Origin of the sequence: Mycobacterium sp. SMC-14 (assembly GCF_046250075.1) — a bacterium.
In the GTDB taxonomy this organism is placed as follows: Bacteria; Actinomycetota; Actinomycetes; order Mycobacteriales; family Mycobacteriaceae; genus Mycobacterium.
Genome location: NZ_CP176429.1, coordinates 2,331,325 through 2,357,263, shown reverse-complemented (window position 1 = coordinate 2,357,263; position 25,939 = coordinate 2,331,325). Strand labels below are relative to the sequence as shown.

The window sequence follows — 25,939 nt, the reverse complement described above, 5'->3', positions numbered from 1 at the left end:
GTCTCAGCCCTTCGCATCGCGCACCGAAATCGTGTCCTGGTATACCACTGGGCCGGTCTGTCGATGGTGGGTTACCAACAACCAACAACGATCTCTACGCTGCCGGTTACCAAGATCAGTCGAGCAATTGGCGCAGTACGTATTGCATGATGCCGCCGTGCCGGTAGTAGTCGGCCTCGCCAGGAGTATCGATGCGTACCGTCGCATCGAATTCGATGTCGCCGGCCTTTACGTGCACTGTGTCGGGGATGTCGTCGGCCAGTGCGGTCACGCCGGTGATGTCGAACGTCTCCTCGCCGGTCAGGCCCAGCGAGTCCGCGTCGTCGCCGCCGGGGAACTGCAGGGGGAGGACCCCCATGCCGATCAGGTTGGATCGGTGGATGCGCTCGTAGGACACCGCCAGCACCGCCCGCACGCCGAGCAGCACGGTGCCCTTGGCGGCCCAGTCGCGCGAGGAGCCGGATCCGTATTCCTTACCGGCCAGAATCACCAGTGGAGTCCCGGCTTCGAGGTAGTTCACCGACGCGTCGTAGATGGTGCTGACCGGGCCGTCGGCCCGCGTGAAGTCGCGGGTGAAGCCCCCTTCGGTACCGGGCGCCAATTCGTTGCGCAGCCGCACATTGGCGAAGGTTCCGCGGATCATCACCTCGTGGTTGCCTCGCCGCGAGCCGTAGGAGTTGAAGTCCTTGCGCTCGATTCCATGCTCCGACAGGTATTTTCCGGCGGGCGAGTCGTAGCGGATGGACCCGGCCGGGCTGATGTGGTCGGTGGTGACCGAGTCACCGAGCTTGGCCAGGACCCGGGCGCCGGTGATGTCGGTGAGCGGCGCCGGGTCGCGGGTCATGCCGTCGAAGTACGGCGGCTGGCGCACGTAGGTGGAATCCGGTGCCCAGGAGAAGGTGTCGGTGTCGGGGACGTCCAGGGAACGCCAGCGGTCGTCGCCGGTGAAAACGTCGGCGTAGCTGGTGGTGAACATCTCGGCCTGCAGGTTGTCGTCGACCACGGCGGCAATCTCGTCGGTGGTGGGCCAGATGTCGCGCAGATACACCGGTTCCCCGTCACTGCCGGTGCCCAGCGGATCGGTGAGCAGGTTGACACGCAGTGTTCCGGCCAGAGCGTAGGCGACCACCAAGGGCGGGGAGGCCAGGAAGTTCATTCGGACCTCGGGGTGGATGCGCCCCTCGAAGTTGCGGTTTCCCGACAGCACCGAGCACACGGTCAGGTCGTTGTCGATGACGGCCTTGCTCACCTCGGGGATCAGCGGTCCTGAATTGCCGATGCAGGTGGTGCAGCCGTAGCCGACCAGGTTGAAACCGAGCTTGTCCAGGTAGGGGGTCAGGCCCGCCCGCTCGTAATAGTCGGTGACCACCCGCGACCCGGGCGCCAGGGTGGTCTTCACCCACGGCTTACGCGACAGCCCCTTGTCGACGGCGTTGCGCGCCAGCAGTGCCGCGCCGACCATCACCGAAGGGTTCGAAGTGTTGGTGCACGAGGTGATCGCGGCGATCACCACGTCACCGTTGTCGATCTCGGTGCGGGTGCCGTCGGCGAGTTCGATCGGCTTGGCATCGGTCCGCCAGGGGAGCTTGTCGCCACCGTCCCACGGCTCCCGCGGCTTGCCTTCGGATTGCGATTCACCGAACGCGATTGGGTCGCTGGCCGGGAACGAAGCCGCCGACGCCTTGTCGAGGTCCGACAGTGCCTCAGCGGTGGTTTCGGCGCCGTCGAGCAGCGCAGCGACGGTGTGCGGGGCCAACCGCAGCGGAATGCGGTCCTGTGGGCGTTTGGGGCCGGCGATCGACGGCTCAACACTGCTCAGATCCAGTTCCAGCGTCTGCGAATAGGCCGGTTCGCGATCTGGGTCATGCCACATGCCCTGCTCTTTGGTGTAGGCCTCCACCAGCTTGATCTGATGCTCGGAGCGGCCGGTCAGGCGCAGATAGTCGCAGGTGACGTTGTCGACCGGGAAGATCGCGCAGGTGGCCCCGTACTCCGGGCTCATATTGCCGATCGTGGCCCGATTCGCCAGCGGGACATTGGCCACGCCAGGGCCGAAGAACTCGACGAACTTGCCGACCACCCCGGTGGCGCGCAGCAGCTCGGCGACGGTGAGGACCAGGTCGGTGGCGGTGGTGCCGGGCTGCAGTTCGCCGGACAGTTTCAGTCCGACCACCGGTGGGATCAGCATGCTCATCGGTTGACCGAGCATGGCCGCTTCCGCCTCGATCCCGCCCACACCCCAACCCAGGACTCCGAGGCCGTTGACCATCGGGGTGTGCGAGTCGGTGCCGACCAGGGTGTCCGGGTAAGCCAGCGGTCCTTCGGCGCTGTCGCGAGTGAATACCACCCGCGCCAGGTACTCCAGGTTCACCTGGTGGCAGATGCCGGTGTCGGGCGGAACCACCGAGAAGTCATCGAAAGCCTGTTGGCCCCAGCGCAGCAACTGATAGCGCTCGGCATTGCGCTCGAACTCCAGCTCGGCGTTGATCGCGAACGCGTCGGTGCGGCCGAAGACGTCGGCGATCACCGAGTGATCGATCACCAGCTCGGTGGGGCACAGCGGGTTGATGCGGGTGGTCTTGCCACCCAGCTCGGCGATCGCGTCGCGCATCGCGACCAGGTCGACCACACACGGCACTCCGGTGAAGTCCTGCATCAACACCCGCGCCGGCGTGTAGGCGATCTCGCGGCCGTGCGCGGCGCTCGGGTCCCAGGCGGCCATCGCGCTGACCTGCTCGGCCGTCACCAGCCGGCCGTCTTCGTTGCGTAGCAGGTTCTCCAGCAGAACCTTGAGACTGTAGGGCAGTCTCGCCGAGCCATCGACGGGATCTAGCCGCCGGATCTCGTATGTGGTGTCGTCGACGCTGAGTCGGCCCCGGGTTCCGAAGCTGTCGAGGTTGCTGTCTGCGGCCATTGCGGGCCCTCCCACCGGTCGGATCGGTTATCACCGACCCTAGGTCCGGTTCACCGCCGGGACCAGGGGGAGAAGGCCCTCAATCAGCCTCGCTGTGCCGCGCGCTCCAGCACCGGCCGCTTGTCCGGGCAGTAGGTGTTGACCGAGGCGCCGAGGAACTGCCAGGCCTGCGCCTGGTTGGTGCCCTTCTGCAGATTGGGGGTGATGAAGCGGACCGACTTGGCCGCGTCACCGTCGACGCCCTTGTCCAACCGCTCGCACACGATCTTGCCCAGCCAGGCGTTGTAGTCCCGCGGGCCGTAGATGCCGTAGGTGTGCAGTTCTCGGGCGAAATCGGTGTCGGGGTCGGCGTGGGCGGGTGCTGCCAGGGCCACGGCCAAGCCCAAGACCGCTGCGGCGAGGGTCGTCGATTTCATGAGATGCAGTGTAGACCCATCTGCTTAGGTGGTCTTCCTTTGCCGGCGAGGGAGGTCAGGGGCACCGCCCCGCTCACCTGCGCGAATCGCGCGAAATGTGGCACCCGTCGCCGAATCGAATGTGACGAGCAAGACATAAGGAATTTATGAGGTTTATAAATTTGTGACTATTAGCCAAATTTCTCGTATTGTGTCTCTCCGTGGGCCGACACGAGTTAGCCAGCCAGCGCAAACGGTCATCGGTATTGATGGCCGCAGTCCTCGCACCAGCGGCATTGTTCTTTGCTGTAGGCGGCAGCGCCAATCCCGCGGTGCCGAAAGAAACCATTGCGGTGGTTGCTGAAGACAATTCACCAGGCGGTTTGCAGCTGGTGGCCGCACCTGTTGCGAACCCGGAAGCGGGCCCGCCCGCGCGGTTCGCCGTGGCATCACGAACGCGGGCCGTACCGCGGTTTCTGCCCGCGGGAGTCGCCCCGGAACGGGGCCTGCAGGTCCGAACGATCCAGGCCGCTCGCAGCATCAGCGACGCCTTTCCCCAGATCATGCAGATCGGTGGCGTACGGGCCGACGCGCTGCGCTGGCACCCCAACGGGCTGGCGCTCGATGTGATGGTGCCCAATCCGGGCAGCGCCGAGGGCATCGCGCTCGGAGATTCGATCGTGGCCTATGTGATGGAGAACGCCGGCCGGTTCGGCCTGCAGGACGCCATCTGGCGCGGCGTCTACTACACGCCCGGCGGCGGGGCCCAGCGCGGCGGCTACGGCCACTACGACCACGTCCACGTCACCACCACCGGCGGCGGGTACCCCAGCGGCAGCGAGGTTTACCTGCGCTGACGACCGACCTGACGGTCAGCGTCACCGACGGCGTCGCGCTGCTCACGCTGAATCGGCCACAGGCCCGCAACGCCTACACCGCGTTGATGGGGCGGCTACTGAGCCAGGCCTACCGCGACTGCGACGCTGACGACGCGATTCGCGCGATCGTTCTGACCGGTGCGGGCGACGCGTTCTGCGCCGGAGCCGACCTGTCTTCACCGGCAAGTCCATTCGATGCGCCCGAGGACGCCGGCGCGTTCACCGCATCGCCGATCAACCCGGCAGCATTTGAGTTGAGCACACCGGTCATTGCCGCGGTCAATGGTCATGCAATCGGGATCGGGCTGACCATCGCCTTGCAGACCGACATCCGGATCATGGCCGCGGACGCGAAATACGCCGTGCCGCAAGTCCGCCGTGGTGTCGTTCCGGATTGCATGGCGCATTGGACGCTGCCCCGGCTGGCGGGCACCGCCGTCGCCGCCGACGTACTGCTGACCGGGCGCACGTTCGACGGGCGCGAGGCCGCCCAGATGGGCATCGCCAGCCGCTGCCTGCCTGCCGCCGAAGTCCTCGACCATGCGCTCTCGGTCGCCCGCGACATCGCCGTCAACGTGGCACCCACGTCGGCGGCGCTGAGCAAGCGGTTGCTGTGGGACACCGTGATCAACGGCTACGCCCCGCGGCAGGTCGCCGATCTGGAAACCCAACTCCATCACCAGGTGATGGGGAGCCCTGAGGCGCGCGAAGGCGTCCAGGCGTATCTCCAGCGCCGCGCCCCGCGCTGGGGAGCAACAGCTCAGGAAGCCGCGGCCCCGGCGCCCAGCGGCCGGTCGACGAAGAAGTCCATCAGCGGCTCTGGTCCACCCCCGTAGCTGGCGAGGTCCGTCACGCCGGCCTCCGCCAGCACGTCGGCGTCGATGTAGCACTGGCCGGTGGCCTGGGAGGCCGGGCGCCGCAGAATCTCAACGGCGGCATCCGCCATGATCCGCGGGCTGCGGGACTTCTCCAGTAGGTCGCCGCCGTCGGGGGAGTTGGCCACCGCGGAGGTCGCGATGTAGGTCTCCGGCCACAGGCAGTTGCTGGCGATTCCGGCGTCGGCGTATTCGGCGGCCCAGCCCAGCGTCAACAATGTCATTCCGTATTTGGACAGCGTGTAGGACGGGTGCACGCCCAACCAGTACGGGTTCATGTTGATCGGGGGAGCGATCGTCAGCACGTGCGGTGCCGGCGACCGCCGTAGGTACGGTAGGCACGCTCTGGTCAGCAGGAAGGTCCCGCGCACATTGATGTCTTGCATGAGGTCAAACTTCTTGGCGGACAGATGTTCTGACGGGTCGGTCGCAATGGAGCTGGCGTTGTTGACGCAGATGTCGATTCCGCCGAACCTGTCCACCGCGGCGTCGACGGCGCGCTGCACGTCCTCTTCGCTGCGCACGTCGCCCACGACCGCCAGAGCCTTACCGCCGGCTTCCTCGATCTCGGTGGCCGCGGTGTGCACGGTGCCGGGCAGACGTGGATGCGGCTCGGCAGTCTTAGCCAGCAGCACGACGTTGGCTCCCAGTCGTGCCGCACCCAGTCCGATGGCCAGCCCGATACCGCGGCTTGCGCCGGACACCACCATGGTGCGGCCGGAGAATTCGGTGCCTGCCACCTGCTGACTCCTCGTCGTCGATGCGGGGGAGTAGCGGATCTTTCGATTGGATTCGGCCACCCCACGTCCGGCCGCAAGCGTGACAGTTCAAGGCATATTTGTAAAGCTGGTCAGGCAACCCCAGGGGCCTTGAGCGCGGCGGCCAGCATGGTCGCGGTCAGCCGGACCATCGCGTCGCGATCCGCGGTCGCGGGCCGCTGCAATGCGATGCGCAGGCAGGCGCTCGACGTCACGCCCATGGTCACGAACACCAGATCGTCCAACTCGGCGGGCGACAGGTCCGGACGGGATCTGCTCGGGATCACGCTGCCCAGCGGCAGCAGGCTGCGTTCGATCTCATCCATCGCAGTGTGGTTGAGGTAGGGCGGCAGGTCGAAAGATGAGGATGTCAGCGCCGCCAGCAGGATCGGGGCGTGCTGCTCGTAGGCGGTCGTCAGGGTGTCGATCACCAACAGGGCCGCTTGATCCACCTCGAGGTCGATGGCCTGTCCGACGCTGCGCACCAGCTGGAACGAGATATCGCGGGTCGCGGCATCCACCAACTCGGCGATGATGGCGGCGCGGTCCGGAAAGTACCGATAGACAGTGCCGATACTGACGTGCGCGGCGTCGGCGATGGTCTGCGTGGTCAGCGATTCCACACCGCGGCGCGCGATCAGCTGACGGGCGGTCTCGAGCAGGCGGCTGCGCATCTCGCGGGCTCGCTGCTGCTGCGGCCGCGACCGTGCCTGCGTGGGCATGGCACCCCCTATGAAAGTGAGTAGTAAGTGAGGTATTCTCATGTTTCCATATTTGTATGGCAAATGTGCCCAATACCCCCAATGCCGATCTGGCCGTCGTGCGATACGGCCAGGCTGGCCGCGATTGGATCGCCGGGACGCAGATCGGTGATCCGTTGGCCGACGCCGTCGTCGCCGACTTCGCCACGTTGCCTCGCGGCGCGGGGATGGCCATGCTGCGGATCGCGGTCCAGCACGGCATCGACGCTGTCGAGTCGCCGCCGGAGTCGCTGCGGGCCTTGTTCGCCGAGGTCGACCACGAGCCTGCCTGGCTTGACCACGACCGCCTGGATCGCGCGGCGGGGCATATCGTGCGCCACACCGCGTCCTACGGCATCGTCTTGGGTGCGGCCTCGTTGACGGCCGGTGCCATGAATGCCGTCGCCGGGATGCCGCTGGTGCTGACCGGTCGCTACACCAGCCAGGCGGCGGTGCGGTCGATCGAGGTCGGCGCTTGGCTCGAGGAGATCCTGAGTCCCGGCGGACTGCGGCGCGACGGCGCCGGGTTGGCGACGACGTTGCGGGTCCGGATGATTCACGCGTTCGTCCGGCGTCACCTGCTGACCGAAGGAGATTGGGACAGCGACGCGTGGGGTGCACCCATTCCGCAGAGCTACATGGCGTTCACCATCGTCGAGTTCGGTCGGATCGCCCTGGCGGCGATGCACCAACTGGGCGTTCGTTATACGCGAGCCGAACTCGATGACATCTACCACTTCTGGCGCTATGTCGGCCAGCTCAACGGCGTTACGGACGAACTGAATCCGGCCACCGAAGCCGATCAGGTCCGTATCGCCGAGCTGTATGCGCTGACCGCGGTGGAGCCCGATGACGGAGACCGTGACTTCGTGCGCGCGTTGACACACGACTATCTGGCGTGCGAGATCGCCGAGCTCATGCCGTTCGGCGGCACCTGGAAGCACCGGGTGGGCGTGAGCATCATCAACGGCATGACTCGGGCATTTCTCGGTGATGCCGACGCCAGCCGGCTCGGCGTGGCGGACACACCGTTCAAATACCTTCCGCGGCTGATCGGCCCGGCCGTCGGCGGGGTCAACCAAGTACTGGCGCGCATTCCTGGTATCAACGAACTACGGACTCGGCGCGCCTTGACCAACTATCCGCGCCTGATGGCCGAGCAACGGCAGCGCTACGGGGTGCACCACGACTTGGTAGATGCCGCGCCGGACAGCGGCGATCATCCTGCGGCGGTGCACGCCGTCTAGGGAAGCGCGCCCAGCGGGGCGGGACCAATGCGTCCGGCACGCACACCATTGGCAATGACGACGACTTCGGCGAGCTCGTGAACCACTACCACTGCGGTCAGCCCGAGGGTCCCGAAGACTGCGAGCGGCATCAGGACCGTGATGATGCCCAGAGACAGACCGACGTTTTGCAGCATGATCTGTCGGGAGCGGCGGGCATGGCGCAGTGCGTGGGGGAGATGGCGCAAGTCTTGGCCCATCAGGGCAACATCGGCGGTCTCAATGGCGACATCGGTTCCCATGGCGCCCATCGCGATTCCCAGGTCCGCGGCGGCCAGGGCCGGAGCGTCGTTGACGCCGTCACCGACCATCGCGGTCGGGCGCTCGGCACGCATTTGTGCGATCAAGCGGGCTTTGTCTTCGGGTCGCAGTTCGGCGAAAACACACCCAATTCCGGCTTGATCAGCCAGCGCCGCGGCAGTGGCGTGGTTGTCGCCTGTGAGCATCGATACCCGGTAGCCGCCGTCGTGTAGCGCGGAGATGACCTCGGCGGCCTCAGGGCGCAGTTCGTCGCGCACAGCGATAGCACCCAATAGCTGGTCATCGCGTTCGACCAGAACAGCAGTGGCCCCGCCCTTTTGCATACGTGCCACCTGTTCCGCGAGTTCGCCCGCCTCGAGCCAGCCAGGCCGGCCCAGGCGAACGGCGTGGCCATCCAGAGTGCCAGTCAGCCCGGTCCCAGGGAAGGCCTGCACATCGCTGGCGACGGGCCCGCCCGGTTCCCACGTGGCGAGAATCGCTGCCGCCAGCGGATGTTCACTGCGCGCTTCCAGTGCAGCGGCTACCGCGAGCACGTCGTCTCTGGAAGCGCCGTTGGCCGTGGCGACTTCGACAACGATGGGCCGGTTCGCTGTCAATGTTCCCGTCTTGTCCAGGGCGATCCCGCCGATGGTGCCGAGGGCTTCGAGCGCGGCTCCGCCCTTGATCAGGACACCGATCTTGGCTGCCGCGCCGATAGCCGCCACCACAGTCACCGGTACCGCGATGGCGAGCGCACAGGGCGACGCCGCCACCAGCACAACCAGTGCGCGCTCGATCCATACCGCCGGGCTGCCCAGGATGCTGCCTGCGCCGGCGATCAGCCCTCCACCAATCATGATGCTGGGCACCAATGGTCGCGCAATGCGGTCGGCCAGCCGCTGACTCGCGCCCTTGCGGGCTTGCTCAGCTTCCACGATCTGCACGATGCGCGCCAGTGAGTTGTTCTCGGCAGTCGCGGTGACCTGAACCTGCAAGACGCCGCTGCCGTTGATCGATCCGGCAAACACCTCGTCGCCACAGCCGGCCTCGACCGGAACGGACTCGCCGGTAATCGCGGACACGTCGAGCGCAGTGCGGCCGGCAACGATGATGCCGTCAGTGGCCAGTCGCTCGCCGGGTTTGACGATCATCAGATCACCGACCCGAAGCTCACGTGCGGCCACCACCATTTCAGTGTCGGAGCGCACGACGGTGGCCTGCTCCGGGACCAGCGAGAGCAGCGCACGCAGGCCGCGGCGGGTGCGAGCCACCGCGTATTCTTCCAATCCCTCGCTGATCGAGAACAAGAACGCCAGCGCCGCGGCCTCGCCGACCTTCCCCAGACCGACTGCCCCGGCCGCGGCGATGGTCATCAGCGAGCCCACGCCGATACGGCCCTGCGCCAGACGCCTGAGGCTGGAAGGCGCAAATGTCGAGGCCCCTACTGCCAGCGCAGTGACTTTGAGTCCTAAGGCAATCGGGCCCAGGGGAGTGACCCAAGCGCTGATCGCCGAGGCCGTCAGCAGTGCTCCCGACAGCGCTGCCCGCCGCACCTTCACGACGTCCCAAAGCTGGTGCGGTTCGGGTCCATTGGCGTCGCGATCGCAACAGTTGTCGTTCACCAGCTGTCGAGGGGCCCGGGCGGGCACAGATGCTGCCGGGGTTCGCTGGGCGGTGACGATAGCCGACAGTATTGCTGGGCGGTCGCATTGCTCGACTGAATACCAGATCACCACCGATGCGGTGCGTGGATAGGCATGCACCGCACGTACCCCAGGCACTTGAGACACCGCGTCCTCAATCGCCACAGCCGTCAGGGGGCCATTGCGAAAGCTGCTGGTCTGAACTCGCATTCGGCCGGCGGCAGCGGAGATGACGACCGGTGCGTGTTCTCGATCGGCGCAGATAGCTGCGGTCACCCTGAGCCCTTTCAGTTCAGCAGCAGTCGTCGCTTTCAGCGGTGGCGACCGGCAGCGGAGCCTCTTCACCGAGGCGGTCGCGAGCTTCTGCGACCACATCAGCGACTCTCAGCCGGGCCGCCTCGGCCGCCACCTCGGCTCGTCGGGTGCCACGCAGCCCCCACTCCGTGGCGGTTACCGCGGCGCGGTGAACCGGAGCCTCACCCGCCGCCCTGCGTAGCAATTCAAAGGCGCTCACCCCGACCAGACCGGTGACCACCGTTTCGGCCGCTTTGACCAATAATGCCTGCGGAACCACTGCGACATCTCCTCATTGTTGTTTTATGCCAAGACAGCTCGGACCGTCCGGCTATCCTTCAGCCGCTACGTCGACTGCCCTGGAGGTCACGCAGTCGTCGATGCAGGGTTCGTCGGTGTCGACTGCCAGAACCACCTGAACCAGCTCACCCAACGCGCGTGCCAGATGCGGGTCCGCCAACCCGTAGCGAACTTGGCGACCTTCATACGTTGCGATCACCAGACCGCATCCGCGCAGACACGACAGGTGGTTGGAAACGTTCGACCGCGTCAGCCCCAGATGCGATGCCAGCTGGCCGGGATAGGCGACACCGTCCAGGAGAGCCACCAGGATTCGGCATCGCGTGGGATCAGCCAACGCTCGACCGAGCCTCGCAAGGGCCGACTCTCGCATCTCACACGTCAGCATTTGCTGAACAGTACAGTAGCAACTGACCTATTATCAACAGCTGGCCGATTCGGCGAATCCCACAAGCGGTCTCAGGGGACACACCCGGTGCATCACTTCATCACCGCGACATACTGTTTCGCGCCTGTGATTGCGAGACCGCCGGAAGGGGTAGTGCTAGTAGATCGACACCCAGACTGAGGGTCTGGGCACTTCCGAAGGAGGGACCGATGAACGTGTTCCTACGCCGCATGACATGCGCCGTCGCGATTGCTTTGGCGCCCCTGTCGTACGTGGCAGCGGCATCGCCTGGCGTGGCCGTGGCTCAGCCCCCTGATTGCGGCCCAGGTAACTGGTGGAACCCGGGAGCCAATGCGTGCCAACCCACCGCACCGCCGAACTGCGGCCCAGGTAACTGGTGGAATCCGGCAGTCAATGCGTGCCAGCCGGTAGCGCCGCCACCACGCGGCTAGCGGCGGGTCAAGCGGCCATGGCGGTCAACTGCCCCCAGCGGTGGCAGCCATGGCTCGATAGCCTTCTCGCAGACTTCGATAGCGTGGCGCCCAACCGGTGGCCTGGCGAAAGCGTGCGTTGCTGACACGCAGTGATCTGGTCATCGACGTGGTGCGATCACCGAGCAGCAGGGCCAGCCGACCCGGCCCGGTGATCCATGGCCTGACACCGACATCCCGGCTACCGGGGCCTAACCGGCTTTCGCCTCCTGGTTGCGTGCGTCCCGGGCCAGACGACGGTCGCGTTGTTCCTCGAACCTGATCACATGGCGCTCAAGACTTTCGAGGTACGTGGCAAGCTGTTCCCGGCGCTGTTCTCCGCGCCAGGTGAAATCATCGCGCTCGAAGATCCGCCACTTGCGCAGATTCGGCCGCACGACTTCGTCCAGATGCTGCCGCGGGTCATAGATCCCGTGTTTAGCCATCAACACCCCGTTGCGCCGAAAGTTCGGCATACCCTGGCCGGGCATCCGGAAGTTCTCCACGACGTCGGAGACCGCTTCCAGTGCTTGATCAGGAACCAGATCCAATGCTGCACCGCACATGTTGCGGTAGAAGATCATGTGCAGGTTCTCGTCGGCGGCGACGCGCTGCAGCATCCGGTCGGCAACCGGGTCATTGCACACCTTGCCGGTGTTGCGGTGACTGATACGCGTGGCCAATTCCTGAAAGGTCACATAGGCGACCGACAGCAGGAAGTCGGTCTTGTGTTGCGACTCCTCCTCAGCGGTGGCCCCGAAGCCGTTGCTCACGTGCTGCATTCGTGCCTGTTCCAGCGCCACCGGGTCGACCCCACGGGTCACCAGGAGATAGTCGCGGATCACTATGCCATGGCGGTTTTCCTCGGCGGTCCACCGGCCCACCCACGCCGCCCAGGCACCATCGCCGGAAAAGTACTTGGCCGCCTGACGGTGATAGGACGGCAAATTGTCCTCGGTAAGCAGGTTGGTGATCATCGCTGCCTTCGCGACGTCGCTGAGTTGCGACTGTTCCGGCGACCAGTCGAGGCCACCGATCCGCGCGAAATCGCGGCCGCGTTCCCAAGGCACATAGTCATGGGGATTCCACGCGGTCGCCACCAGTTCGTGCCGATTCACGTTGGTTGCCGCAACCGGCTCCAACTCGCGAAGTATCTCCAGATCGGTCAACTGCCTCGACATCGCATCCCCCTGTACGGCTCTCGAGATGGCCCCCCAGCCGGACGAACCATACCCCGCCTGGGCACTGCAGGCCGACGCCGACAGACCAGTTGGGCCAAAATCACAGGCAGAACATCAGTGGGATCCGCAGTCGCGCCAATACATCACGTGATGTTGTCGTGATCTTGCCCACAGGGGGAGGCGCCGCAATGTCATTCGGCGACGTCGACAACCAGGAGTCGGTATCCCAGGTCAAGTTGTGTCGATCGGAGCAGTTCGGTGTGTCGCCGCTGCCAGGCGCCAGTTGCGACATCAGCGCGCAGGCGAGACAAGCCTTCCTGCAGTTGATTTTTCGGTGTCAGCGCAAATAACGACATTCCGTTCTGCACGGCAGCATCGAGGTACAACTCCGGGCGGCACCAGTAGGCCCCTCCGAACCCATCCCGACAGTCACGCGGCACGGGTACGGGCACGACGGCGACTCGGTCCCCACCAAGGCGTTCGATCAACATGTCCATCGGGACAGCCATCCGGGCATCGGTCTCCGCGGCAGCCGGAAGATATTCGCGCAACAGCCAGAACTGACCAAAAATGGCATGATCCCACGTGAATACGACTACGCGGCGACGCGCGATTCGAATCATCTCCGCCAGGCCGGCCGCGAGGTCGGTCCAGTGATGAACCGTCAGCAGAGCCATCGCGGCATCGACGGCGCCCGTCCGGATAGGTAGGTTCTCAGCGGCTGCCTGAACCGCCGGAGCGCCCATCGAGGACCGTTGGTTGATCATCACCCGACTGGGTTCGACGGCCACAACGGTGGATGCGGTCTCGTAGGAACCGGTTCCGGCACCGATGTTCGCCACCGATGCCGCGCCACGCAAGGCCTCGTCGATGGCTGCGGCGATATGGGGGTCGGCGACACGGGTCACCGAGTAGGCGGCTCCAGTACGGTCGTAAGTGCTCATGCCATGCCCAACTCGTCAACGTCGGTAGGCCAATCAGAGTAGGCCAGCGTGCGCCCGAGCGCCCCTCAGCCGGTGCCCATTCTCATCCGGCCGAGCGTAGCGGCAGCCCGCTCAAGCGATTCTGGTTACAGCTGATTCGCCACTTGGAGAACCGATTTCGGACTGATTTCCGTTTGGAACATCTCACCCGGTGCTGCCGGTGAGGTAGCTGCAGAGCATCACGACAATCGCGTCTTCGGTCACGTCTGCGGCAACCGGGGTGGGTGTCGCGATAAGTCGATGGACGAGCGATTCGATGGTCGCGACGATGATCTGTGCGGCGGTCGCGGAATCGCTGACATTCACTTCTGGGTACTGAGCCAGTAGCTTTGCGGTCGACGCAACTGCCATGCGTTCGAGATGATGTAGGTGGTCGAGAAATTCGGGGGATCGCGGAGCTTCCTCGAAGAGCACACGATGCAGCCCAGGGTCTTCGCGATGGTTGTCGATGGCCGATCGGACGAAGATTCGGAGCGTGTCCTCAAGGCGGTCGGGCAGACCATCGGCGGTACGCCGGACCAACAGCGCCATACTGGCCTCGACGTGCTGGTCCATCAGGGCCCGCAGGATCGCATCCTTGTTGGGGAAGTACTGATACAGCGAACCGATGGACAGCTCCGCATATTCAGCGATGCGGTTCGTGCTCGCCGAATACCCCTGCTCGGAGAAAACTTGAGCGGCAGCATCAAGCACCCGTTGCCGAGTCTCCTTGGCACGGTCCTGTTTCGGCTGCTTACGGGGGCGATACCGGTCTGGTGGAGCGATTGCTGAACTCCTGCCGAAATGCGAGTAGTCAAACCAAGGAATTCCCCTCAGTATTGAGGTGATCCTAACAACGGCGAGGGGTTGCTCGGCGTCCACAAATCAACCAAACAGAGGAACGACATGAGATCGGCTCGTACCGATGAACAGGAAATCCGCAAAGCCAGCGTGATCGACGCTCCGATCGACTCGGTGTGGCGGCGGATCACCTCGCAAGACGGGATCAACGACGAGATGGGTCCGTATCTCAAGATGACCATGCCGCGTAGCTTCCGCGGCAGGTCTATAGGCGACGTGACACCTGGCACCCGGATCGGCAAAAGCTACCTGTTGCTCTTCGGGGTCATCCCGGTCGGTTTCGACGACATCACCATCGCCAAGATCGAGCCGGGCCGGATGTTCCGCGAAGAGTCCCGAATGACGGGGATGCGTATCTGGGTCCACCACCGCACGTTGGAACCGACGAACGGTACAGCCGGCGAGAAAACCATCGTCACCGACGTGATCTCCGTAGCCCCACGGGCGCTGCTTGGACTCATCCCTGGATCGAGCACACTGGTGAGTACCATCCTTGGGCACTTCTTCGCCCATCGTCACCGGCGGCTGGCGCGGACGATGCACACCCTTAGGGGCACTATGCCACCTCAGAGCTGATTCGCCACTCCGAGAACCGATTTCACGTTGACAGGCCCACTCCGGGTACACCCAATCATTTCGTCACTGTGACGTATTGCCGTTGCGCAGTGGGAGGTGAGGCAGGGGCGAGTCGGGGTCAGTCGCGGCTGGCGTCACGCCGTGAATAGCGGCGAGCGTATCCGAGGCGGCGACGCACCTGCACGGGATCCTTGGCGGCACGGCCAGCGCCGCGACGCTTGTGCGGTTTGCACATCGGGCAACCGCGCCAGGACCGAGACGGATGATGGTTGGCCATGGTGTGACTCCAGGGGTGACTCCGCATACAAGGCGAAGGAAACGACGATACAGATCTGATTCGGCCACTTCCAGCCGGTATCGCTAACGCCGATAACGTACATTATGTCAGATTAAGTTCGGGGGTTTCATCTGACGAAACCCCCGCCGAGCCGGACCATGTTGCGCTGCACCCCAATTGTTTTCGTCCGACGATGCGATGCCGATAGCTGAGAATCACAGATCGAGGGCAAAGCGCAGAGCTTGGTCAATGGCCTGCATCTGATCTGGACCGATCATTCCCTGGCGAGATGACAGCCGTTCGATCGAGACGACTCGCAGTTGGTCGCAGCACGCGTACGAGGTGTGGTCCAGCCCGCTGGACTCAGGCTCCAGTTCGACATGGCTTCGCAGGCCGTAACCAGCGGTCGTGATCGGAACGACGACCACCAGACCACCCGGTCCATTGTTGAGAATGTCGACCGACACCACCACCGCCGGGCGGCGAAAGGCTGGCTCATGTCCGATCGGCTGGCCGAGATCGACGTTGTAGACCTCCCCTCGCCAGATCAAGCCAGTGTGTCCCACTCGCGACGCTCGGCCAGGTATCGCTCCCACCGCTCGGGGTCGTTGCGCAGGCGCTGATAATCCCCGTTGAGTCCCCGCAAGAATTCCTGCCGCTCCAAGGCGTCGATCGCAGCGTGCACGACATCGATGACGGCGGATTGGCGAGCCTTGGCTAGAGATTGCAGCCGCTCAGAATCGGGACGGCGGACTCGGACAGTCGTGGTTTCTGCTGCCATGCAATCAGTGTAGACGAAATGTAGACACGGGACATTCGCGTGTGTTCAGCAAAGAACGCCAGGCAAGATTCAGATGCTATCGGTACCCCACCCCGTTTCAGCACCCTAGATCTGTACGTTTGCCGCGCCGCCCATGGCCTGCCGGAACGCCCACCCGCGACCACGCCGCCACTCCGCGCCCCCCCAACAGCAACCGGTGCACCTGTTTGTAATATGTAGTATTGTTTGTAAACGTATCGATTTTCAGCAGTACTGTACCGGTGACATCCGATGGGAGAACCCGCGATGCCGACTCATCCGTCATTGCACTCGCACCGCGTAATCGCGCTTCTTGGAGTCACTTTCGGCACCGGCCTTGGTGTGGCCCTCGCTGCGAGTCCAGTCGCCGGCGCTGACGCCATCGACGACGCCTGGCCCTATCTCTCGATGTCGTCAACGCCATATCCGGTGGCGACACTCCCCGGCGAACTAACCATATTGCCGACAGCCTCTAACGGAAACGTCGCGACATACACACACCATCTCGATCCCGTTGGCGTACCGGTGACTGATGGGTGGTACACGGCCCACACGACTATTTCTTATATGCCGTCGTACGACATACCGATTCTGGGAAGCGTGAGTCATTCAGAAGTAACCGCACTGCTCGACGACTCGACGTTTCCCCACGTCGGGACCACTGAAGACGTGTTGGCACTATTCCCGTTCACCCCTGTGCAACTCGGGCTGAGCGGTGTGGAGCCGATGTTCGTTAATTCCTATCTGAACGACCCGATAGTCGGGTTCGCTGACGCATTCACCGTGCAGGGGTTCTTCGGCAACGGGGTCGGACTGACCAACACCTTCATCAGCGACGCGGCGGGCTTCAAAGACGTGCTCAGTTTTGATGGGCAGCCGCCATTTTTGACGCTGTTTGAGTTTCCCACGGCTGAACCTGCCTCTGCGGCATCAGATTTCAGTCAGCTAATGACCGATTTCACCGCGCTGTTCTGATCGACGACAGCCACAGCACCGAGAGGGCGCACTGAATCAGCGATCCGGGTGCGCGACCACGCGCAGATCTAGCGTGGCCCGACTGCCCCGGGAGGCACCACCTGGGTGGACACTATGGACGTGGCCCTTTCTGCAACAGTCTTCAAAGTCGAACTTGGCGTCTCCTATATCGATCACGGTTACTACGCCGATCACACGTTGACGGTGGCCCGTCATCCCAGTGAGAACGACGAGCGGATGGTCGTGCGATTGTTGGCTTTTGGGCTTCGCGCGCACCGACTCAGCGACATCGACGGTGAGTTGGCGTTCGGGCCGGGCCTGTCCACCCCTGGCGCACCGGACTTGGCGCTAACCGACTACACCGGCCGGATCCTCGAGTGGATCAACGTCGGCCAGCCCGACGAACGCGCCTTGGGCAAGGCCGCCAGCCAGGCCGACCAGGTGCTGCTCTTCCCGTTCGCCGCCGGCGTGGCCACCTGGTGGCGCACCGTCGGCCCCAAAGTGGCGGGGCTACCGAACCTGTCGGTGGTGCAGATACCGCACGCATCGGTGCAGCAACTGGCCCGGACTGTCGATCGACGGGTCTCGGCGCAGGTAATGGTGATGGAAGGCCAGGTGACGATGACCGTGGGCGGTGTCGACGCCACTTTCACGCCCGAACTATTGAAGTGAGCATCTGAGCCCAAAGTCGTAGTGTCCGCACGCACAAGACCTTCCGTCTCCCGGGCGGTGATGCTTTCGATGCGACCAACGGCGAGTTGCTTCGGTGTTCCCCGTAGGCTCACCGCATGCACGAAGTGACCCTGGCCAGCGCCATAGACGCGGCGACGCTGACAGTGGGGCTGTCGGTCTATGCAGCGTTGATGCTCGTCAGCATCGCGGTGGCGATCGACAGCGCCCGCCGACACCGGCAACGCCGCGCGATCTACGCCGCGGTGCTGGTTGGGGTGCTGACCCTCTGCGGGCTGGTTGCGGCGATTTTCAGCAGCATCGCATAAGCCTGGCCCGAAATGCTCACCGGACAACTCACTACTTGTGCTTGGCATCGTCGTCCTCGACGTCATCGCGGTGCGCGGCCTCAATCACCTCCGGCGGCACCGGCCTCTGCAACCACGCCCGCATCCGCATCAGCCCGCCGGCGATCGTCCCGACTGCGAGCACGGCAACGATGATCCAGAGCACAGGCGACATGCAGCAATTCTCCCCTTGCCCCGGGCGGCATGAGGCAACATTTCCCAGCTTTACTGTCTCGCACCGAGGTGTTTGCTCGCCCACTCCTCAGTGGTCGTGGTTGGGATGCCGCGAGTGGCGTTGAACGTACCTGCTTTCGGCCACGCGACGCCCTTGCCCTGAGCGAACACCGCACGGTACTTCCGCAGTCCATCGTCGGGGTTTCGGTCGAGGTCGTGCAATAGATGCGCGACGGTCCATTCATTGCGAATGACCTGGGCTCCCCTGGCCCGCCCGACGATCTCGGCGAGTTCGCGGTAGGTGATCGTGTCGCCGGCGACATAGACGACCTGGTTCGCGATACGCGGGCGGGTCTGGATGATCTCCGCAGTGAGTACGCCGATGTCCTCGGGAGTGGTGACGGTGACTTCGGTGTCCCAACTGCCTAGCGCATTAACGGTATTGGTGGTGAGTTCGACGACGCCGAACTCGGGTTCGAAGAGGAAGCTGGTGAACATGCCGGTCGACACGATCACCCATTCGGTGGAGCTCTGGGCACGCAGCATCTCGCGCACGTCGAGTTGTTCGTTGAACAGGTTCTGGGGACTGTCGCGTCCGATGGTGTCGTAGTCGACGCCGAACTGCCACGGGAAGTATCGCGGAACCCGCGCCGCCAACGCGGCCTCGGTGATCTTGCATTGGGTTCCCGCGCCCGCTGCGAATCCGATGCAGCTCACCACCGTGTGGAACTGTCCAAGCACTGTCGACAGCTCAGCCGCCGTCGCCGTCGCAACGTCGGCCTCGACGATACCGACGCCGCGGGCCGCGAACTCATCGCGTAGCTGAGCATGCCGGGGTGTGTCCGACGGCCGCAGCAGCACCGTCACCGGCGGCGCGTCGTCCCGGTGCGTCAGCGCGGCGACAACGTTGCCGCCGAGTTCGCCGGCTCCGATGACGAGAATCTCTTCCCGATGTGATGATTGCTCCGACGCCATAATCCCTCCGCGGCGCTGATCCGTTGGCGAATGCCAACGATGGCGACAACAACCCGCGGCGGCGGCGGCGCATTCCCGACCGTCTCTGCGGTGCACACTGGTCTCCATGGGCAAGCTCATCTACGGCTTCACCGTGTCAGTGGACGGCTACATCGCCGACGCACAAGGCAGCATCGACTGGAGCGAGCCGAGCGACGAACTGCACCAGTACTGGAACGACTTCGAGCGGGAGACCGCGCTGTCGTGCTACGGGCGCCGGCTCTACGAGCTGATGTCGGCGTACTGGCCGACCGCCGACGAGGCCCCGGACGCTCCCCCGTTGATCGTCGACTTCGCCCGCATCTGGCGCGCCATGCCCAAGGTCGTCTTCTCACGCACCCTGGAGTCGGTCGACTGGAACTCCCGACTGGAACGCGGCGACCCGGTCGAAGTAGTGCGGAAGTTGAAAGGCGAAACCGACGGCAACCTGGAGGTGGCCGGAGCGACATTGGCCGCACCGATGGTGCAGGCCGGACTGGTAGATGAATTTCGGATCGTGATCGCCCCCACCGCCATCGGCGGCGGCACCCCGTTCTTCCCCACTCTGCCGTCATGGATCTCACTGCGGCTGTTGGAGAACCGCACATTCCCCGGTGGCACGGTGCTGCTGCGCTACGCAGCGAAACACGACTGAGCCAGACGCCTAGCCGCAGCGAACCTGCCTGTTGAGCATGCAATTCACCGGCGGCGAGTACGTCCCGGACACCACCCCTCGGAAACCCCCTGTGGCCGTGCCGCCCGGCGCGATGATCCGGTTCCAGTTCGCCGGGGCGAGAACATAGTGCGTACCTGATCGGCCAACGCTGCTGTTCCAGGCGTGCGAGATGGATTCATTGGCCGGTAGGTCGAATTCAAGACGCCAATCGGTCATCGGCACCGCGCCCCAGTTGGTAATGGTGAAGCGGGCAATGAAGCCGGTCTGCCAGGTCGAGGACACCGACAACGTCGCCGTGGCCGCTGCCGCATGAGCCACGGCAGTGGTCGCAAATCCGAGCATGACAACCATCGCTGCCGCAACAGCGACGTGAACCGCTGCACGGCAGCGTTTCACGCAACTGTGAATCCCCGCCATAGCAACCAACCCTAGGACCGGACGCGCGATATCGGCCCTCTCGCCGCCGCTACCCTGCAGTACCTTTGCTCAACTGAAACCGTCACGTGACGTCAGTCGGCGTCATCGTGGAGCTGATCGATCCGGGTAACACCCTCGATATCGACAAGGATTCGCGTTGCCTCGATCACGCGGGGGCCCGACAAGGTCACCGTGACGCCGACCTGGTCGGCGGTCTGGGTGTGCTGTCCGACTGGCAGTCCAGCCACCACAGGTGAATCGGTGACCAGCGAAGTCAGATGCCAGCCATGCAGGTCGCACGCCTCCAACAGCTTCCGTAGGATCCCCCGGCCGTCCTGGTAAATGACATGCACGCGTACCGAACCGGGCAGTCGCGTCGCCATTCTTCGCACCGATGGTGCGATCCCGATCACAATCACGAAGTGCAGCATGGTCACCACGACGGCCAACAGCAGCAGCCCCGCCGCGGCGGCCATCCCGATCGCCGCCGATTCCCAGATTGCCGCCGCAGTGGTCAGCCCGATCACCGCGCCGCGGCGCGTGATGATCAGGCCCGCGCCGAGAAAGCCGATCCCCGAAACGATCTGGGCCGCAACCCGGGACGGGTCCAGGATCACCCTGCCCGCAGCGATGACGTCGCCGAACCCGTACTTGCTGACCAGCAGAATCAGACCCGCTGACGTGCCGACAATCGTCTGGGTACAGAGCCCGGCGCTTTTGCCCCGGATCTCGCGTTCCAGACCGATCAGCGCGGTCAACCCGAACGCGGCCACCAACTCCACGACCTGGCGAGTCCCCTGTCCTGTTCCCGTGAAAAATCCCTGCGCCAGCCACGTAGTCATCGAGCAGGGTTACCACGTATCGAGACCGGCTACACCTGGACGGCCCATCAGTCCACCCCACGGCCCCCGCCCGATCACCAGCAGGGCTACCGTTGCCCAAGGGCGAGATCATGTCCGCAAAGGAGCACCCACATGCTTAAGTACGAGATCCATGGAACCGGTGAACCCTTGGTGCTCGTCCACGGGATCACCCACCGCAGGCAGGCCTGGTACCCGGTGCTCGAGCACCTGACCGATCACCGCACCGTGGTGCTCTTCGATCTGCCCGGCCACGGCGAATCGCACGACTTCGTGGTCCGCAACGGTGACGTACAGGGAACGCTGCGCGACGAACTGGTCGGGCTGTTGGACCAGCTCGGCCTTGACCGCCCGCACATCGGCGGCAACTCTTTGGGCGGCCGGATCGCGATGGAGGCCGCCGCCGACAATCTGGTCGCGAGCGCGACCGTGCTGTCCCCCGCTGCCTACTGGCACAACTCCCTCGATTTCGCCTACGTTCGGATGATCTTCCGCTTGCTCACCACCAGCGCCCGGATGCTGGCCCCCGTGGTGCCGCGCCTTGCTCGTTCGCCACGGGCACGGCACATGATGGGCTCGGTGGTCTCGGCGCACCCCGAGCGGATCCCAGCCCAGGAGTTCGTGGCCGACCTCAACGGCATGCGCCGGGCCATTCCCGCGATGAAGAAGATCTTCCCGGCCGCCGAAGTCTTCGACCGGCAGATCCCCGCGGACATCGCGGTGACCATCGCATGGGCCGCGCGTGATCGGATCCTGCTGCCCTACCAGGCGCGTATCGCCGAACAGCGGCTCCCCCAGGCCCGCCACATCCGCCTGCCCGGCTGCGGCCATGTGCCGATGGCGGACGATCCCGAGCTCGTCGCACGCGTACTACTCGACGGCAGCGCTCCCAGCGCGCGGGCCGAGGCTTCGTAGCGAAGCCCCGGCCCAGCAGCTTGTAGCCAAAGCTACACGCGGACAGCCAGTTCCAACCCCGTGTCAAGCGCCAGCGGGCTGCTGACGTAGCCGTTCTCCGGCGCACGCACGTAGTCGAGATAGGCGTGAGTCGGGTCCAGATTTACGTTGTCGCCGACAATCAGTGCGCCAGTTGCCAGCACCGGCTCCAGGAGCTTGATCACCGTCAGATCGAGGTCGGGCCAGCCATCGAGCAGCACGAACTGCACGGGTTCACTGATGGACTTGAGGGTGGTGCGAGCGTCGCCTTCGAGGATGGTGATCAGGTCACCGACCCCTGCTTCGGCGAACGTCGCCTGGGCTGCGGCCAGCTTCCGCGAGCTCATCTCGGTGGTGATGATGTGGCCCGTGCCGTTGTCGCGGACCGCGGCCGCCAGGTGCAGCGTCGAGATCCCATAGGACATGCCGTATTCGACGATCGTCGTCGGCTTCAGCGCACGAACGAGGCTGTACAGCAGCCGGCCCGAGTCAGGCGCCACCGGCAGGTAGACGTCCTGAAAGGCCTCTGCCCGATCTTCGACGGTGTAGTCGCTGGGCGAGATGCCCTGTCGGCGGTCGGCATCGCGCTGCGCATCAGCGAAAAGCCGGTCGATGATCGAGGTGTATTCCGGGTGGTTCAAGGTTGCAGTCATATCTCTACGCTAGACGCTACGTTGCGTCTTGTCTAGATTGGGGTGGTGTTAGATCTAGCTGTGGCAAGCGCACAGCCGCATCGCGGCAATCGGCACGGACGCAGCGAAGCGGCCCGCGAGGCCATCCTGCATGCGGCCGACGATCTGCTGGTGGAGAAGGGTTTCGCGGGCGTTACCGTCGAGGGCATCGCCAAGGCGGCGGGGGTGGCAAAGCAGACGGTGTACCGCTGGTGGAGCTCCAAAACGGATGTCCTGATGGACGCCTTCCTCGAAGATGCGGCCGCCGAACTCGAACCGCCCGATACCGGCTCCCTGGAGTCCGATCTGCGCGCCCATCTGCGCGGTACCGCCCACTTCCTCACCGTCGACGATGCGGGCGCCGTCTATCGCGCACTGGTAGGGCAGATCCAGCACGATCCGGAGCTTGCCCAGATCTTTCGGGCTCGCTACCTCGATGATCAGCGGGTTCGCGACCAGAAGCCGTTCGTTCGGGCAATCGCCCGTGGTGACCTGGCGCCCGATGCCGACGTGGCCGCGCTTGCCGAGTGGCTCGTCGGCCGAATGCACTACCGGGTGATCGTGACGGGCGAAGCCGTTGATGACACCTTCATCGACGAAGTCGTCGACGGCGCTCTGTCGATGTGTCGCCGCTGGTCAAAGCTGTAGGCAGCCACGGTGCTTGAATAAGCCGTGACCAACCGCATCCAATCCCTGCTCGGGGTCGCCTACCCCGTCGTCCAGGCCCCGATGACCTACATCGCGCGCGCCGAACTCGCTGCGGCGGTGTCCGAGGCAGGCGGGCTCGGCGTGATCGAGACGCTGACCCCCGAAGGGCGGGCCGATCTGCAGCGGGTGCATGAGCTCACCGACAAGCCGGTGGCGGCCAACCTCATGATCCAAGGCTGGAAGAGCGATCCGTCGATCGTCGACACCCTGGCCGAAGCCGGCGTGCGTCATGTCTTCACCTCCGCCGGTGACCCCGCGCTGTTCACCAAACTGCTGCATGACGCCGACATGACGGTGGTCCACGTTGTCGGCTCACTCAAGGGCGCGCTCAAAGCCGCCGACGCCGGTGTCGATGCACTGGTGGTCGAAGGTGTGGAAGGCGGCGGTTTCAAGTCATTGCTGGGCGCCTCAACCATGGTGCTGCTACCGCTGGTCGCCGAGAATGTGGACCTGCCGATCATCGCCGCCGGTGGCATCTGCGATGCGCGGTCGGCTGCGGCATCGCTGGTGTTGGGCGCCGAGGGCGTGCAGATGGGAACCCGGATGCTGGCCAGCCATGAGGCCGCGGTTCACGCGAACTTCAAGGACGCAATCGTGGCCGCAAACGATTCCGGCACAGTGCTTCTCGATGTTCCCGGCAACCCCACGATGCGGGTCTTGCGGACCGGGCTGGCCGCCCGGGTGGCCGCACACGACCCGGATTCGCGACTGCTGGGCAAGATCACCGAGCTGTACTTCGACGGCGACATGGAGGCCAGCGTCGCCAACACCGGTCAAGTGTCGTCCCGGATCGTCGATCTCCTGCCGGTGGCCGAGATCATTCGCCGCACCTGGGGCGAGATCGAAGCGGTGCTGGACGGAGCACGAGCGCGAACCGAAAGTTTGTGAACCGCGCCCGCAGGTGAGCTCGCAACGTCCATGATCATCCAATGGTTCGCCATGGTGGGATGGACGACACGTGACCCTGCCCGATTCGGGGCCTGAATCCGGGCAGGATGCGCAGCGCCGCTCGAAGTTCTCACCCCTGCATCTGTTCGCCGTACTTGGCGTCATCGCCGTCCCGGCATTCGGCTGGTTCGGTCAACATTGGTCGGGTGCGACGACCGTGGTCGTGTATTGGTTCGAGAACGTCACGATGTGCCTGCTCGTGATGGCCCGCATCGCCGTGCACCAACGCCTAAGCCCCAAGCACGGGCACTTCCGCTACCGGGGCCCGGGGACCGGCGGCCCGTCGAATTCTTCGTTCTTGAGCGGCTTCGCCCTCATCAGCCTGGCGTTCTGCGCTGCCCACGGAGTCTTCCTGGCGGCCATCCTCGCGCTGCTGATCCACAACCGTGCGCCCGCGCTTGCGATGATCGATCTGAACTGGCGCAGCGTTGGCTGGGGATGCCTGGGCGTCTTGATGTTCCTGACGCTGGAATTCCTCACCGATCTGGTCGATCTGCGCCGATGGTCGTTCCGCGATATCGAGACCGCGGCCAACGTCGGCCTGGGCCGCGTCATGGTCGTGCACATGACCCTGCTGCTCGGATTCGCCGGGATCGCCGTCACGAACGCTCCCGGTGCACTGTTCACGGTGTTCGTCGTGCTCAAGAGTCTTGCGGCACTCAGCGCAGTGGTTCCCCAATGGGAGCCGGCGAGGCCCCCACGCGCACTGAGCAAGCTGATGGATCGACTGCCGAACGTGCATCCCGGCGAACGATTCGAGGATTTCTGGGTGAAGGACCAAGCCAACGAACGAGAGCGGCAACGGCGCAACGAGCAGCCCTGGAAGGCCGCCAGGAACTAACGGAGTACGGCCGGCTCCATCGCATCCGCATGGCCGGCCGCACCGAACATGGCGACGGCCACCGCACCCACGACCGCGGTGCAAAAGCCCAACGCCACCAACCAGCCCAGCCCCGCCCGCGCGGTATCCCCGAGCAGCGTCACCCCGACGATCCCGGGCATCACCGTCTCGCCCACGACCAGAGCCGCAACGGCGCCGTTCACGGAACCCAGCTGCAGCGCAACGGTAAACAGGTAGAAGCCCCCGGCTCCGGCAATGGCGATCGCCCACAACGCCGGGTCCTTCAGCAGGACCGGCAACTGCAGCGGATCGACGCCGTCGACCACCCGGACCGCGATGGCCATCACCCCGTAGAGGACACCGGCGACCATGCCGGCGGCGATGGCGGCGCGGGCTCCAAGCAGGCGAATGAGACCAACCCCGAGCGCGGCGATCAGCATTGCCAGCCACAGCAGCGCCCAGTGCAGCCCCGATCCCGACGTGTCTGTACCGGCCTGACCAGAGCTGAGCCCCAACACGCACAGCGACACAATCACCGTCGCGATCGCCACCCAATCGCGGCGGCGCAGCCGAACGCCGAGCACAGCGATGCCCAGCACCGCGGTAACGATCAGATTGGCGCTGATGATGGTCTGTGACAGAAACAGCGGTATCAGCCGCGCCGAGACGATGTTGCCGGCGAAACCGATGACGTCGAGGACCATCCCGGCAATGAATGCCGTGGTCAGCACCGCGTTGGCGGTCGAGCGCAGGGTCGGTCGGCCGTCGGACGTGACGAGGGCACACTCCACCGCAGCAGAATTCCGTGCACCGTAGGCCTGCAGAACCGAGGCAACCCCGTACCCGAAACAGGCCAACAGCGCGGCGGCCACCCCGATCAGCACGCCACC

General features: G+C 64.7%; 30 protein-coding genes and 1 pseudogene. 12 read left to right on the top strand and 19 right to left on the bottom strand.

The features are described 5' to 3' along the window. Positions 1-115 precede the first annotated feature (115 nt). Both ACKY0W_RS11015 and ACKY0W_RS11010 read right to left on the bottom strand, forming a co-directional pair. Complete coding sequence (locus ACKY0W_RS11015; protein WP_409437570.1) at positions 116-2,914, bottom strand: aconitate hydratase; 2,799 nt, start codon at positions 2,912-2,914, stop codon at positions 116-118. An 83-nt stretch (positions 2,915-2,997) separates the two neighbouring features. Continuing rightward, entirely contained in the window at positions 2,998-3,330 is a 333-nt protein-coding gene (locus tag ACKY0W_RS11010; protein WP_409437569.1) for a DUF732 domain-containing protein, read from the bottom strand. A gap of 200 nt (positions 3,331-3,530) precedes the next feature. Between ACKY0W_RS11010 and ACKY0W_RS11005 the strand changes: the two genes are divergently transcribed. Together ACKY0W_RS11005 and ACKY0W_RS11000 are read left to right on the top strand one after the other, a co-directional pair. Continuing rightward, a complete protein-coding gene (locus tag ACKY0W_RS11005) occupies positions 3,531-4,166 on the top strand; it encodes a hypothetical protein (protein WP_409437568.1) in 636 nt (211 codons plus the stop codon). Further along, positions 4,163-5,023 carry an enoyl-CoA hydratase/isomerase family protein gene (locus ACKY0W_RS11000; RefSeq protein WP_409437734.1) on the top strand — a complete coding sequence of 287 codons (861 nt, stop codon included), beginning with the start codon at positions 4,163-4,165 and terminating at the stop codon, positions 5,021-5,023. The genes ACKY0W_RS11005 and ACKY0W_RS11000 overlap by 4 nt, the downstream gene beginning before the upstream one ends. Here ACKY0W_RS11000 and ACKY0W_RS10995 read toward each other — a convergent pair. Together ACKY0W_RS10995 and ACKY0W_RS10990 are read right to left on the bottom strand one after the other, a co-directional pair. Beyond that, entirely contained in the window at positions 4,948-5,772 is an 825-nt protein-coding gene (locus ACKY0W_RS10995; RefSeq protein WP_409437733.1) for an SDR family oxidoreductase, read from the bottom strand. The genes ACKY0W_RS11000 and ACKY0W_RS10995 overlap by 76 nt on opposite strands. Positions 5,773-5,912: 140 nt before the next feature. Next, positions 5,913-6,542, bottom strand: a complete 630-nt coding sequence (locus ACKY0W_RS10990) for a TetR/AcrR family transcriptional regulator (RefSeq protein WP_409437567.1) — start codon at positions 6,540-6,542, stop codon at positions 5,913-5,915. Between the two features lie 56 nt (positions 6,543-6,598). Here ACKY0W_RS10990 and ACKY0W_RS10985 point away from each other — a divergent pair, with 56 nt between their 5' ends. Beyond that, on the top strand, positions 6,599-7,807 hold the full coding sequence (locus ACKY0W_RS10985) for an oxygenase MpaB family protein (RefSeq protein ID WP_409437566.1): 1,209 nt from the start codon (positions 6,599-6,601) through the stop codon (positions 7,805-7,807). Here the strand turns inward: ACKY0W_RS10985 and ACKY0W_RS10980 are convergent. The 7 genes and pseudogenes from ACKY0W_RS10980 to ACKY0W_RS10950 all read right to left on the bottom strand — a co-directional run bounded on the left by ACKY0W_RS10980 (position 7,804) and on the right by ACKY0W_RS10950 (position 14,110). Next, positions 7,804-9,939, bottom strand: coding sequence for a heavy metal translocating P-type ATPase (locus ACKY0W_RS10980; RefSeq protein WP_409437732.1), 2,136 nt, complete (start codon positions 9,937-9,939; stop codon positions 7,804-7,806). The two genes, ACKY0W_RS10985 and ACKY0W_RS10980, sit on opposite strands and share 4 nt — an antisense overlap. Positions 9,940-10,021: 82 nt before the next feature. After that, entirely contained in the window at positions 10,022-10,303 is a 282-nt protein-coding gene (locus tag ACKY0W_RS10975; protein ID WP_409437565.1) for a DUF1490 family protein, read from the bottom strand. Between the two features lie 51 nt (positions 10,304-10,354). Further along, positions 10,355-10,711, bottom strand: a complete 357-nt coding sequence (locus ACKY0W_RS10970; protein WP_409437564.1) for an ArsR/SmtB family transcription factor — start codon at positions 10,709-10,711, stop codon at positions 10,355-10,357. 476 nt (positions 10,712-11,187) lie between these two features. Then, positions 11,188-11,376 (bottom strand): annotated as a pseudogene (locus tag ACKY0W_RS10965) (NAD-dependent epimerase); the annotation flags it as partial. A gap of 17 nt (positions 11,377-11,393) precedes the next feature. Then, positions 11,394-12,362, bottom strand: a complete 969-nt coding sequence (locus tag ACKY0W_RS10960; RefSeq protein WP_409437563.1) for an acyl-ACP desaturase — start codon at positions 12,360-12,362, stop codon at positions 11,394-11,396. Positions 12,363-12,553: 191 nt separating this feature from the next. Continuing rightward, a complete protein-coding gene (locus ACKY0W_RS10955; protein WP_409437562.1) occupies positions 12,554-13,270 on the bottom strand; it encodes a class I SAM-dependent methyltransferase in 717 nt (238 codons plus the stop codon). 219 nt (positions 13,271-13,489) lie between these two features. Continuing rightward, on the bottom strand, positions 13,490-14,110 hold the full coding sequence (locus ACKY0W_RS10950) for a TetR/AcrR family transcriptional regulator (RefSeq protein ID WP_409437731.1): 621 nt from the start codon (positions 14,108-14,110) through the stop codon (positions 13,490-13,492). 120 nt (positions 14,111-14,230) lie between these two features. Between ACKY0W_RS10950 and ACKY0W_RS10945 the strand changes: the two genes are divergently transcribed. Beyond that, a complete protein-coding gene (locus ACKY0W_RS10945) occupies positions 14,231-14,761 on the top strand; it encodes a hypothetical protein (RefSeq protein ID WP_409437561.1) in 531 nt (176 codons plus the stop codon). 492 nt (positions 14,762-15,253) lie between these two features. Here the strand turns inward: ACKY0W_RS10945 and ACKY0W_RS10940 are convergent, their stop codons facing one another. Together ACKY0W_RS10940 and ACKY0W_RS10935 are read right to left on the bottom strand one after the other, a co-directional pair. Then, the gene (locus ACKY0W_RS10940; protein ID WP_409437560.1) at positions 15,254-15,589 is read right to left on the bottom strand and encodes a type II toxin-antitoxin system PemK/MazF family toxin; all 336 of its coding nucleotides are present in this window, start codon (positions 15,587-15,589) and stop codon (positions 15,254-15,256) included. Further along, on the bottom strand, positions 15,586-15,819 hold the full coding sequence (locus ACKY0W_RS10935) for a hypothetical protein (RefSeq protein ID WP_409437559.1): 234 nt from the start codon (positions 15,817-15,819) through the stop codon (positions 15,586-15,588). Before ACKY0W_RS10935 ends, ACKY0W_RS10940 begins: the two co-directional genes overlap by 4 nt. Positions 15,820-16,089: 270 nt before the next feature. On the opposite strand from ACKY0W_RS10935, the gene ACKY0W_RS10930 reads away from it, so the two are divergent. From ACKY0W_RS10930 to ACKY0W_RS10920, 3 genes are all read left to right on the top strand, one after another. Continuing rightward, a complete protein-coding gene (locus ACKY0W_RS10930; RefSeq protein ID WP_409437558.1) occupies positions 16,090-16,812 on the top strand; it encodes a hypothetical protein in 723 nt (240 codons plus the stop codon). A 120-nt stretch (positions 16,813-16,932) separates the two neighbouring features. Further along, positions 16,933-17,484, top strand: a complete 552-nt coding sequence (locus ACKY0W_RS10925; RefSeq protein ID WP_409437557.1) for a YaeQ family protein — start codon at positions 16,933-16,935, stop codon at positions 17,482-17,484. A 116-nt stretch (positions 17,485-17,600) separates the two neighbouring features. Then, the gene (locus ACKY0W_RS10920; protein WP_409437556.1) at positions 17,601-17,810 is read left to right on the top strand and encodes a hypothetical protein; all 210 of its coding nucleotides are present in this window, start codon (positions 17,601-17,603) and stop codon (positions 17,808-17,810) included. A 31-nt stretch (positions 17,811-17,841) separates the two neighbouring features. Here ACKY0W_RS10920 and ACKY0W_RS10915 read toward each other — a convergent pair whose 3' ends face one another. Continuing rightward, positions 17,842-18,003 carry a hypothetical protein gene (locus ACKY0W_RS10915; protein ID WP_409437555.1) on the bottom strand — a complete coding sequence of 54 codons (162 nt, stop codon included), beginning with the start codon at positions 18,001-18,003 and terminating at the stop codon, positions 17,842-17,844. 50 nt (positions 18,004-18,053) lie between these two features. Next, positions 18,054-18,977 carry an aromatic alcohol reductase gene (locus ACKY0W_RS10910; RefSeq protein WP_409437554.1) on the bottom strand — a complete coding sequence of 308 codons (924 nt, stop codon included), beginning with the start codon at positions 18,975-18,977 and terminating at the stop codon, positions 18,054-18,056. A 106-nt stretch (positions 18,978-19,083) separates the two neighbouring features. Between ACKY0W_RS10910 and ACKY0W_RS10905 the strand changes: the two genes are divergently transcribed. After that, positions 19,084-19,650 (top strand): dihydrofolate reductase family protein, encoded by a 567-nt coding sequence (locus ACKY0W_RS10905; RefSeq protein ID WP_409437553.1) that lies wholly within the window; start codon positions 19,084-19,086, stop codon positions 19,648-19,650. Positions 19,651-19,659: 9 nt separating this feature from the next. Here ACKY0W_RS10905 and ACKY0W_RS10900 read toward each other — a convergent pair whose 3' ends face one another. Continuing rightward, entirely contained in the window at positions 19,660-20,088 is a 429-nt protein-coding gene (locus ACKY0W_RS10900; protein ID WP_409437552.1) for a cellulose-binding domain-containing protein, read from the bottom strand. 92 nt (positions 20,089-20,180) lie between these two features. After that, the gene (locus ACKY0W_RS10895) at positions 20,181-20,930 is read right to left on the bottom strand and encodes an MgtC/SapB family protein (RefSeq protein WP_409437551.1); all 750 of its coding nucleotides are present in this window, start codon (positions 20,928-20,930) and stop codon (positions 20,181-20,183) included. Positions 20,931-21,062: 132 nt separating this feature from the next. Between ACKY0W_RS10895 and ACKY0W_RS10890 the strand changes: the two genes are divergently transcribed. Continuing rightward, a complete protein-coding gene (locus ACKY0W_RS10890) occupies positions 21,063-21,863 on the top strand; it encodes an alpha/beta fold hydrolase (protein WP_409437550.1) in 801 nt (266 codons plus the stop codon). Between the two features lie 32 nt (positions 21,864-21,895). Here ACKY0W_RS10890 and ACKY0W_RS10885 read toward each other — a convergent pair whose 3' ends face one another. Then, positions 21,896-22,534 carry an O-methyltransferase gene (locus ACKY0W_RS10885; RefSeq protein WP_409437549.1) on the bottom strand — a complete coding sequence of 213 codons (639 nt, stop codon included), beginning with the start codon at positions 22,532-22,534 and terminating at the stop codon, positions 21,896-21,898. A gap of 60 nt (positions 22,535-22,594) precedes the next feature. On the opposite strand from ACKY0W_RS10885, the gene ACKY0W_RS10880 reads away from it, so the two are divergent. From ACKY0W_RS10880 to ACKY0W_RS10870, 3 genes are all read left to right on the top strand, one after another. Continuing rightward, positions 22,595-23,200: a TetR/AcrR family transcriptional regulator gene (locus ACKY0W_RS10880; RefSeq protein WP_409437548.1), complete on the top strand. Its 606-nt coding sequence runs from the start codon at positions 22,595-22,597 to the stop codon at positions 23,198-23,200. Between the two features lie 24 nt (positions 23,201-23,224). Beyond that, positions 23,225-24,148 (top strand): NAD(P)H-dependent flavin oxidoreductase, encoded by a 924-nt coding sequence (locus tag ACKY0W_RS10875; protein WP_409437547.1) that lies wholly within the window; start codon positions 23,225-23,227, stop codon positions 24,146-24,148. Positions 24,149-24,224: 76 nt separating this feature from the next. Next, positions 24,225-25,049 (top strand): DUF6498-containing protein, encoded by an 825-nt coding sequence (locus ACKY0W_RS10870; protein ID WP_409437730.1) that lies wholly within the window; start codon positions 24,225-24,227, stop codon positions 25,047-25,049. On the opposite strand, the gene ACKY0W_RS10865 is transcribed toward ACKY0W_RS10870, so the two are convergent. Beyond that, complete coding sequence (locus tag ACKY0W_RS10865; protein ID WP_409437546.1) at positions 25,046-25,933, bottom strand: hypothetical protein; 888 nt, start codon at positions 25,931-25,933, stop codon at positions 25,046-25,048. The genes ACKY0W_RS10870 and ACKY0W_RS10865 overlap by 4 nt on opposite strands. Between the last annotated feature and the right edge of the window lie 6 nt (positions 25,934-25,939).

Bases quoted from the DNA above. Each gene is read 5' to 3' on its own strand.
- ACKY0W_RS11015 (WP_409437570.1), bottom strand. From the start codon at position 2,914: ATGGCCGCAGACAGCAACCTCGACAGCTTCGGAACCCGGGGCCGACTC.
- ACKY0W_RS11010 (WP_409437569.1), bottom strand. From the start codon at position 3,330: ATGAAATCGACGACCCTCGCCGCAGCGGTCTTGGGCTTGGCCGTGGCC.
- ACKY0W_RS10995 (WP_409437733.1), bottom strand. From the start codon at position 5,772: ATGGTGGTGTCCGGCGCAAGCCGCGGTATCGGGCTGGCCATCGGACTG.
- ACKY0W_RS10990 (WP_409437567.1), bottom strand. From the start codon at position 6,542: ATGCCCACGCAGGCACGGTCGCGGCCGCAGCAGCAGCGAGCCCGCGAG.
- ACKY0W_RS10985 (WP_409437566.1), top strand. From the start codon at position 6,599: ATGGCAAATGTGCCCAATACCCCCAATGCCGATCTGGCCGTCGTGCGA.
- ACKY0W_RS10980 (WP_409437732.1), bottom strand. From the start codon at position 9,939: ATGCGAGTTCAGACCAGCAGCTTTCGCAATGGCCCCCTGACGGCTGTG.
- ACKY0W_RS10970 (WP_409437564.1), bottom strand. From the start codon at position 10,711: ATGCTGACGTGTGAGATGCGAGAGTCGGCCCTTGCGAGGCTCGGTCGA.
- ACKY0W_RS10960 (WP_409437563.1), bottom strand. From the start codon at position 12,362: ATGTCGAGGCAGTTGACCGATCTGGAGATACTTCGCGAGTTGGAGCCG.
- ACKY0W_RS10945 (WP_409437561.1), top strand. From the start codon at position 14,231: ATGAGATCGGCTCGTACCGATGAACAGGAAATCCGCAAAGCCAGCGTG.
- ACKY0W_RS10935 (WP_409437559.1), bottom strand. From the start codon at position 15,819: ATGGCAGCAGAAACCACGACTGTCCGAGTCCGCCGTCCCGATTCTGAG.
- ACKY0W_RS10930 (WP_409437558.1), top strand. From the start codon at position 16,090: ATGGGAGAACCCGCGATGCCGACTCATCCGTCATTGCACTCGCACCGC.
- ACKY0W_RS10920 (WP_409437556.1), top strand. From the start codon at position 17,601: ATGCACGAAGTGACCCTGGCCAGCGCCATAGACGCGGCGACGCTGACA.
- ACKY0W_RS10915 (WP_409437555.1), bottom strand. From the start codon at position 18,003: ATGTCGCCTGTGCTCTGGATCATCGTTGCCGTGCTCGCAGTCGGGACG.
- ACKY0W_RS10910 (WP_409437554.1), bottom strand. From the start codon at position 18,977: ATGGCGTCGGAGCAATCATCACATCGGGAAGAGATTCTCGTCATCGGA.
- ACKY0W_RS10905 (WP_409437553.1), top strand. From the start codon at position 19,084: ATGGGCAAGCTCATCTACGGCTTCACCGTGTCAGTGGACGGCTACATC.
- ACKY0W_RS10900 (WP_409437552.1), bottom strand. From the start codon at position 20,088: ATGGCGGGGATTCACAGTTGCGTGAAACGCTGCCGTGCAGCGGTTCAC.
- ACKY0W_RS10895 (WP_409437551.1), bottom strand. From the start codon at position 20,930: ATGACTACGTGGCTGGCGCAGGGATTTTTCACGGGAACAGGACAGGGG.
- ACKY0W_RS10890 (WP_409437550.1), top strand. From the start codon at position 21,063: ATGCTTAAGTACGAGATCCATGGAACCGGTGAACCCTTGGTGCTCGTC.
- ACKY0W_RS10885 (WP_409437549.1), bottom strand. From the start codon at position 22,534: ATGACTGCAACCTTGAACCACCCGGAATACACCTCGATCATCGACCGG.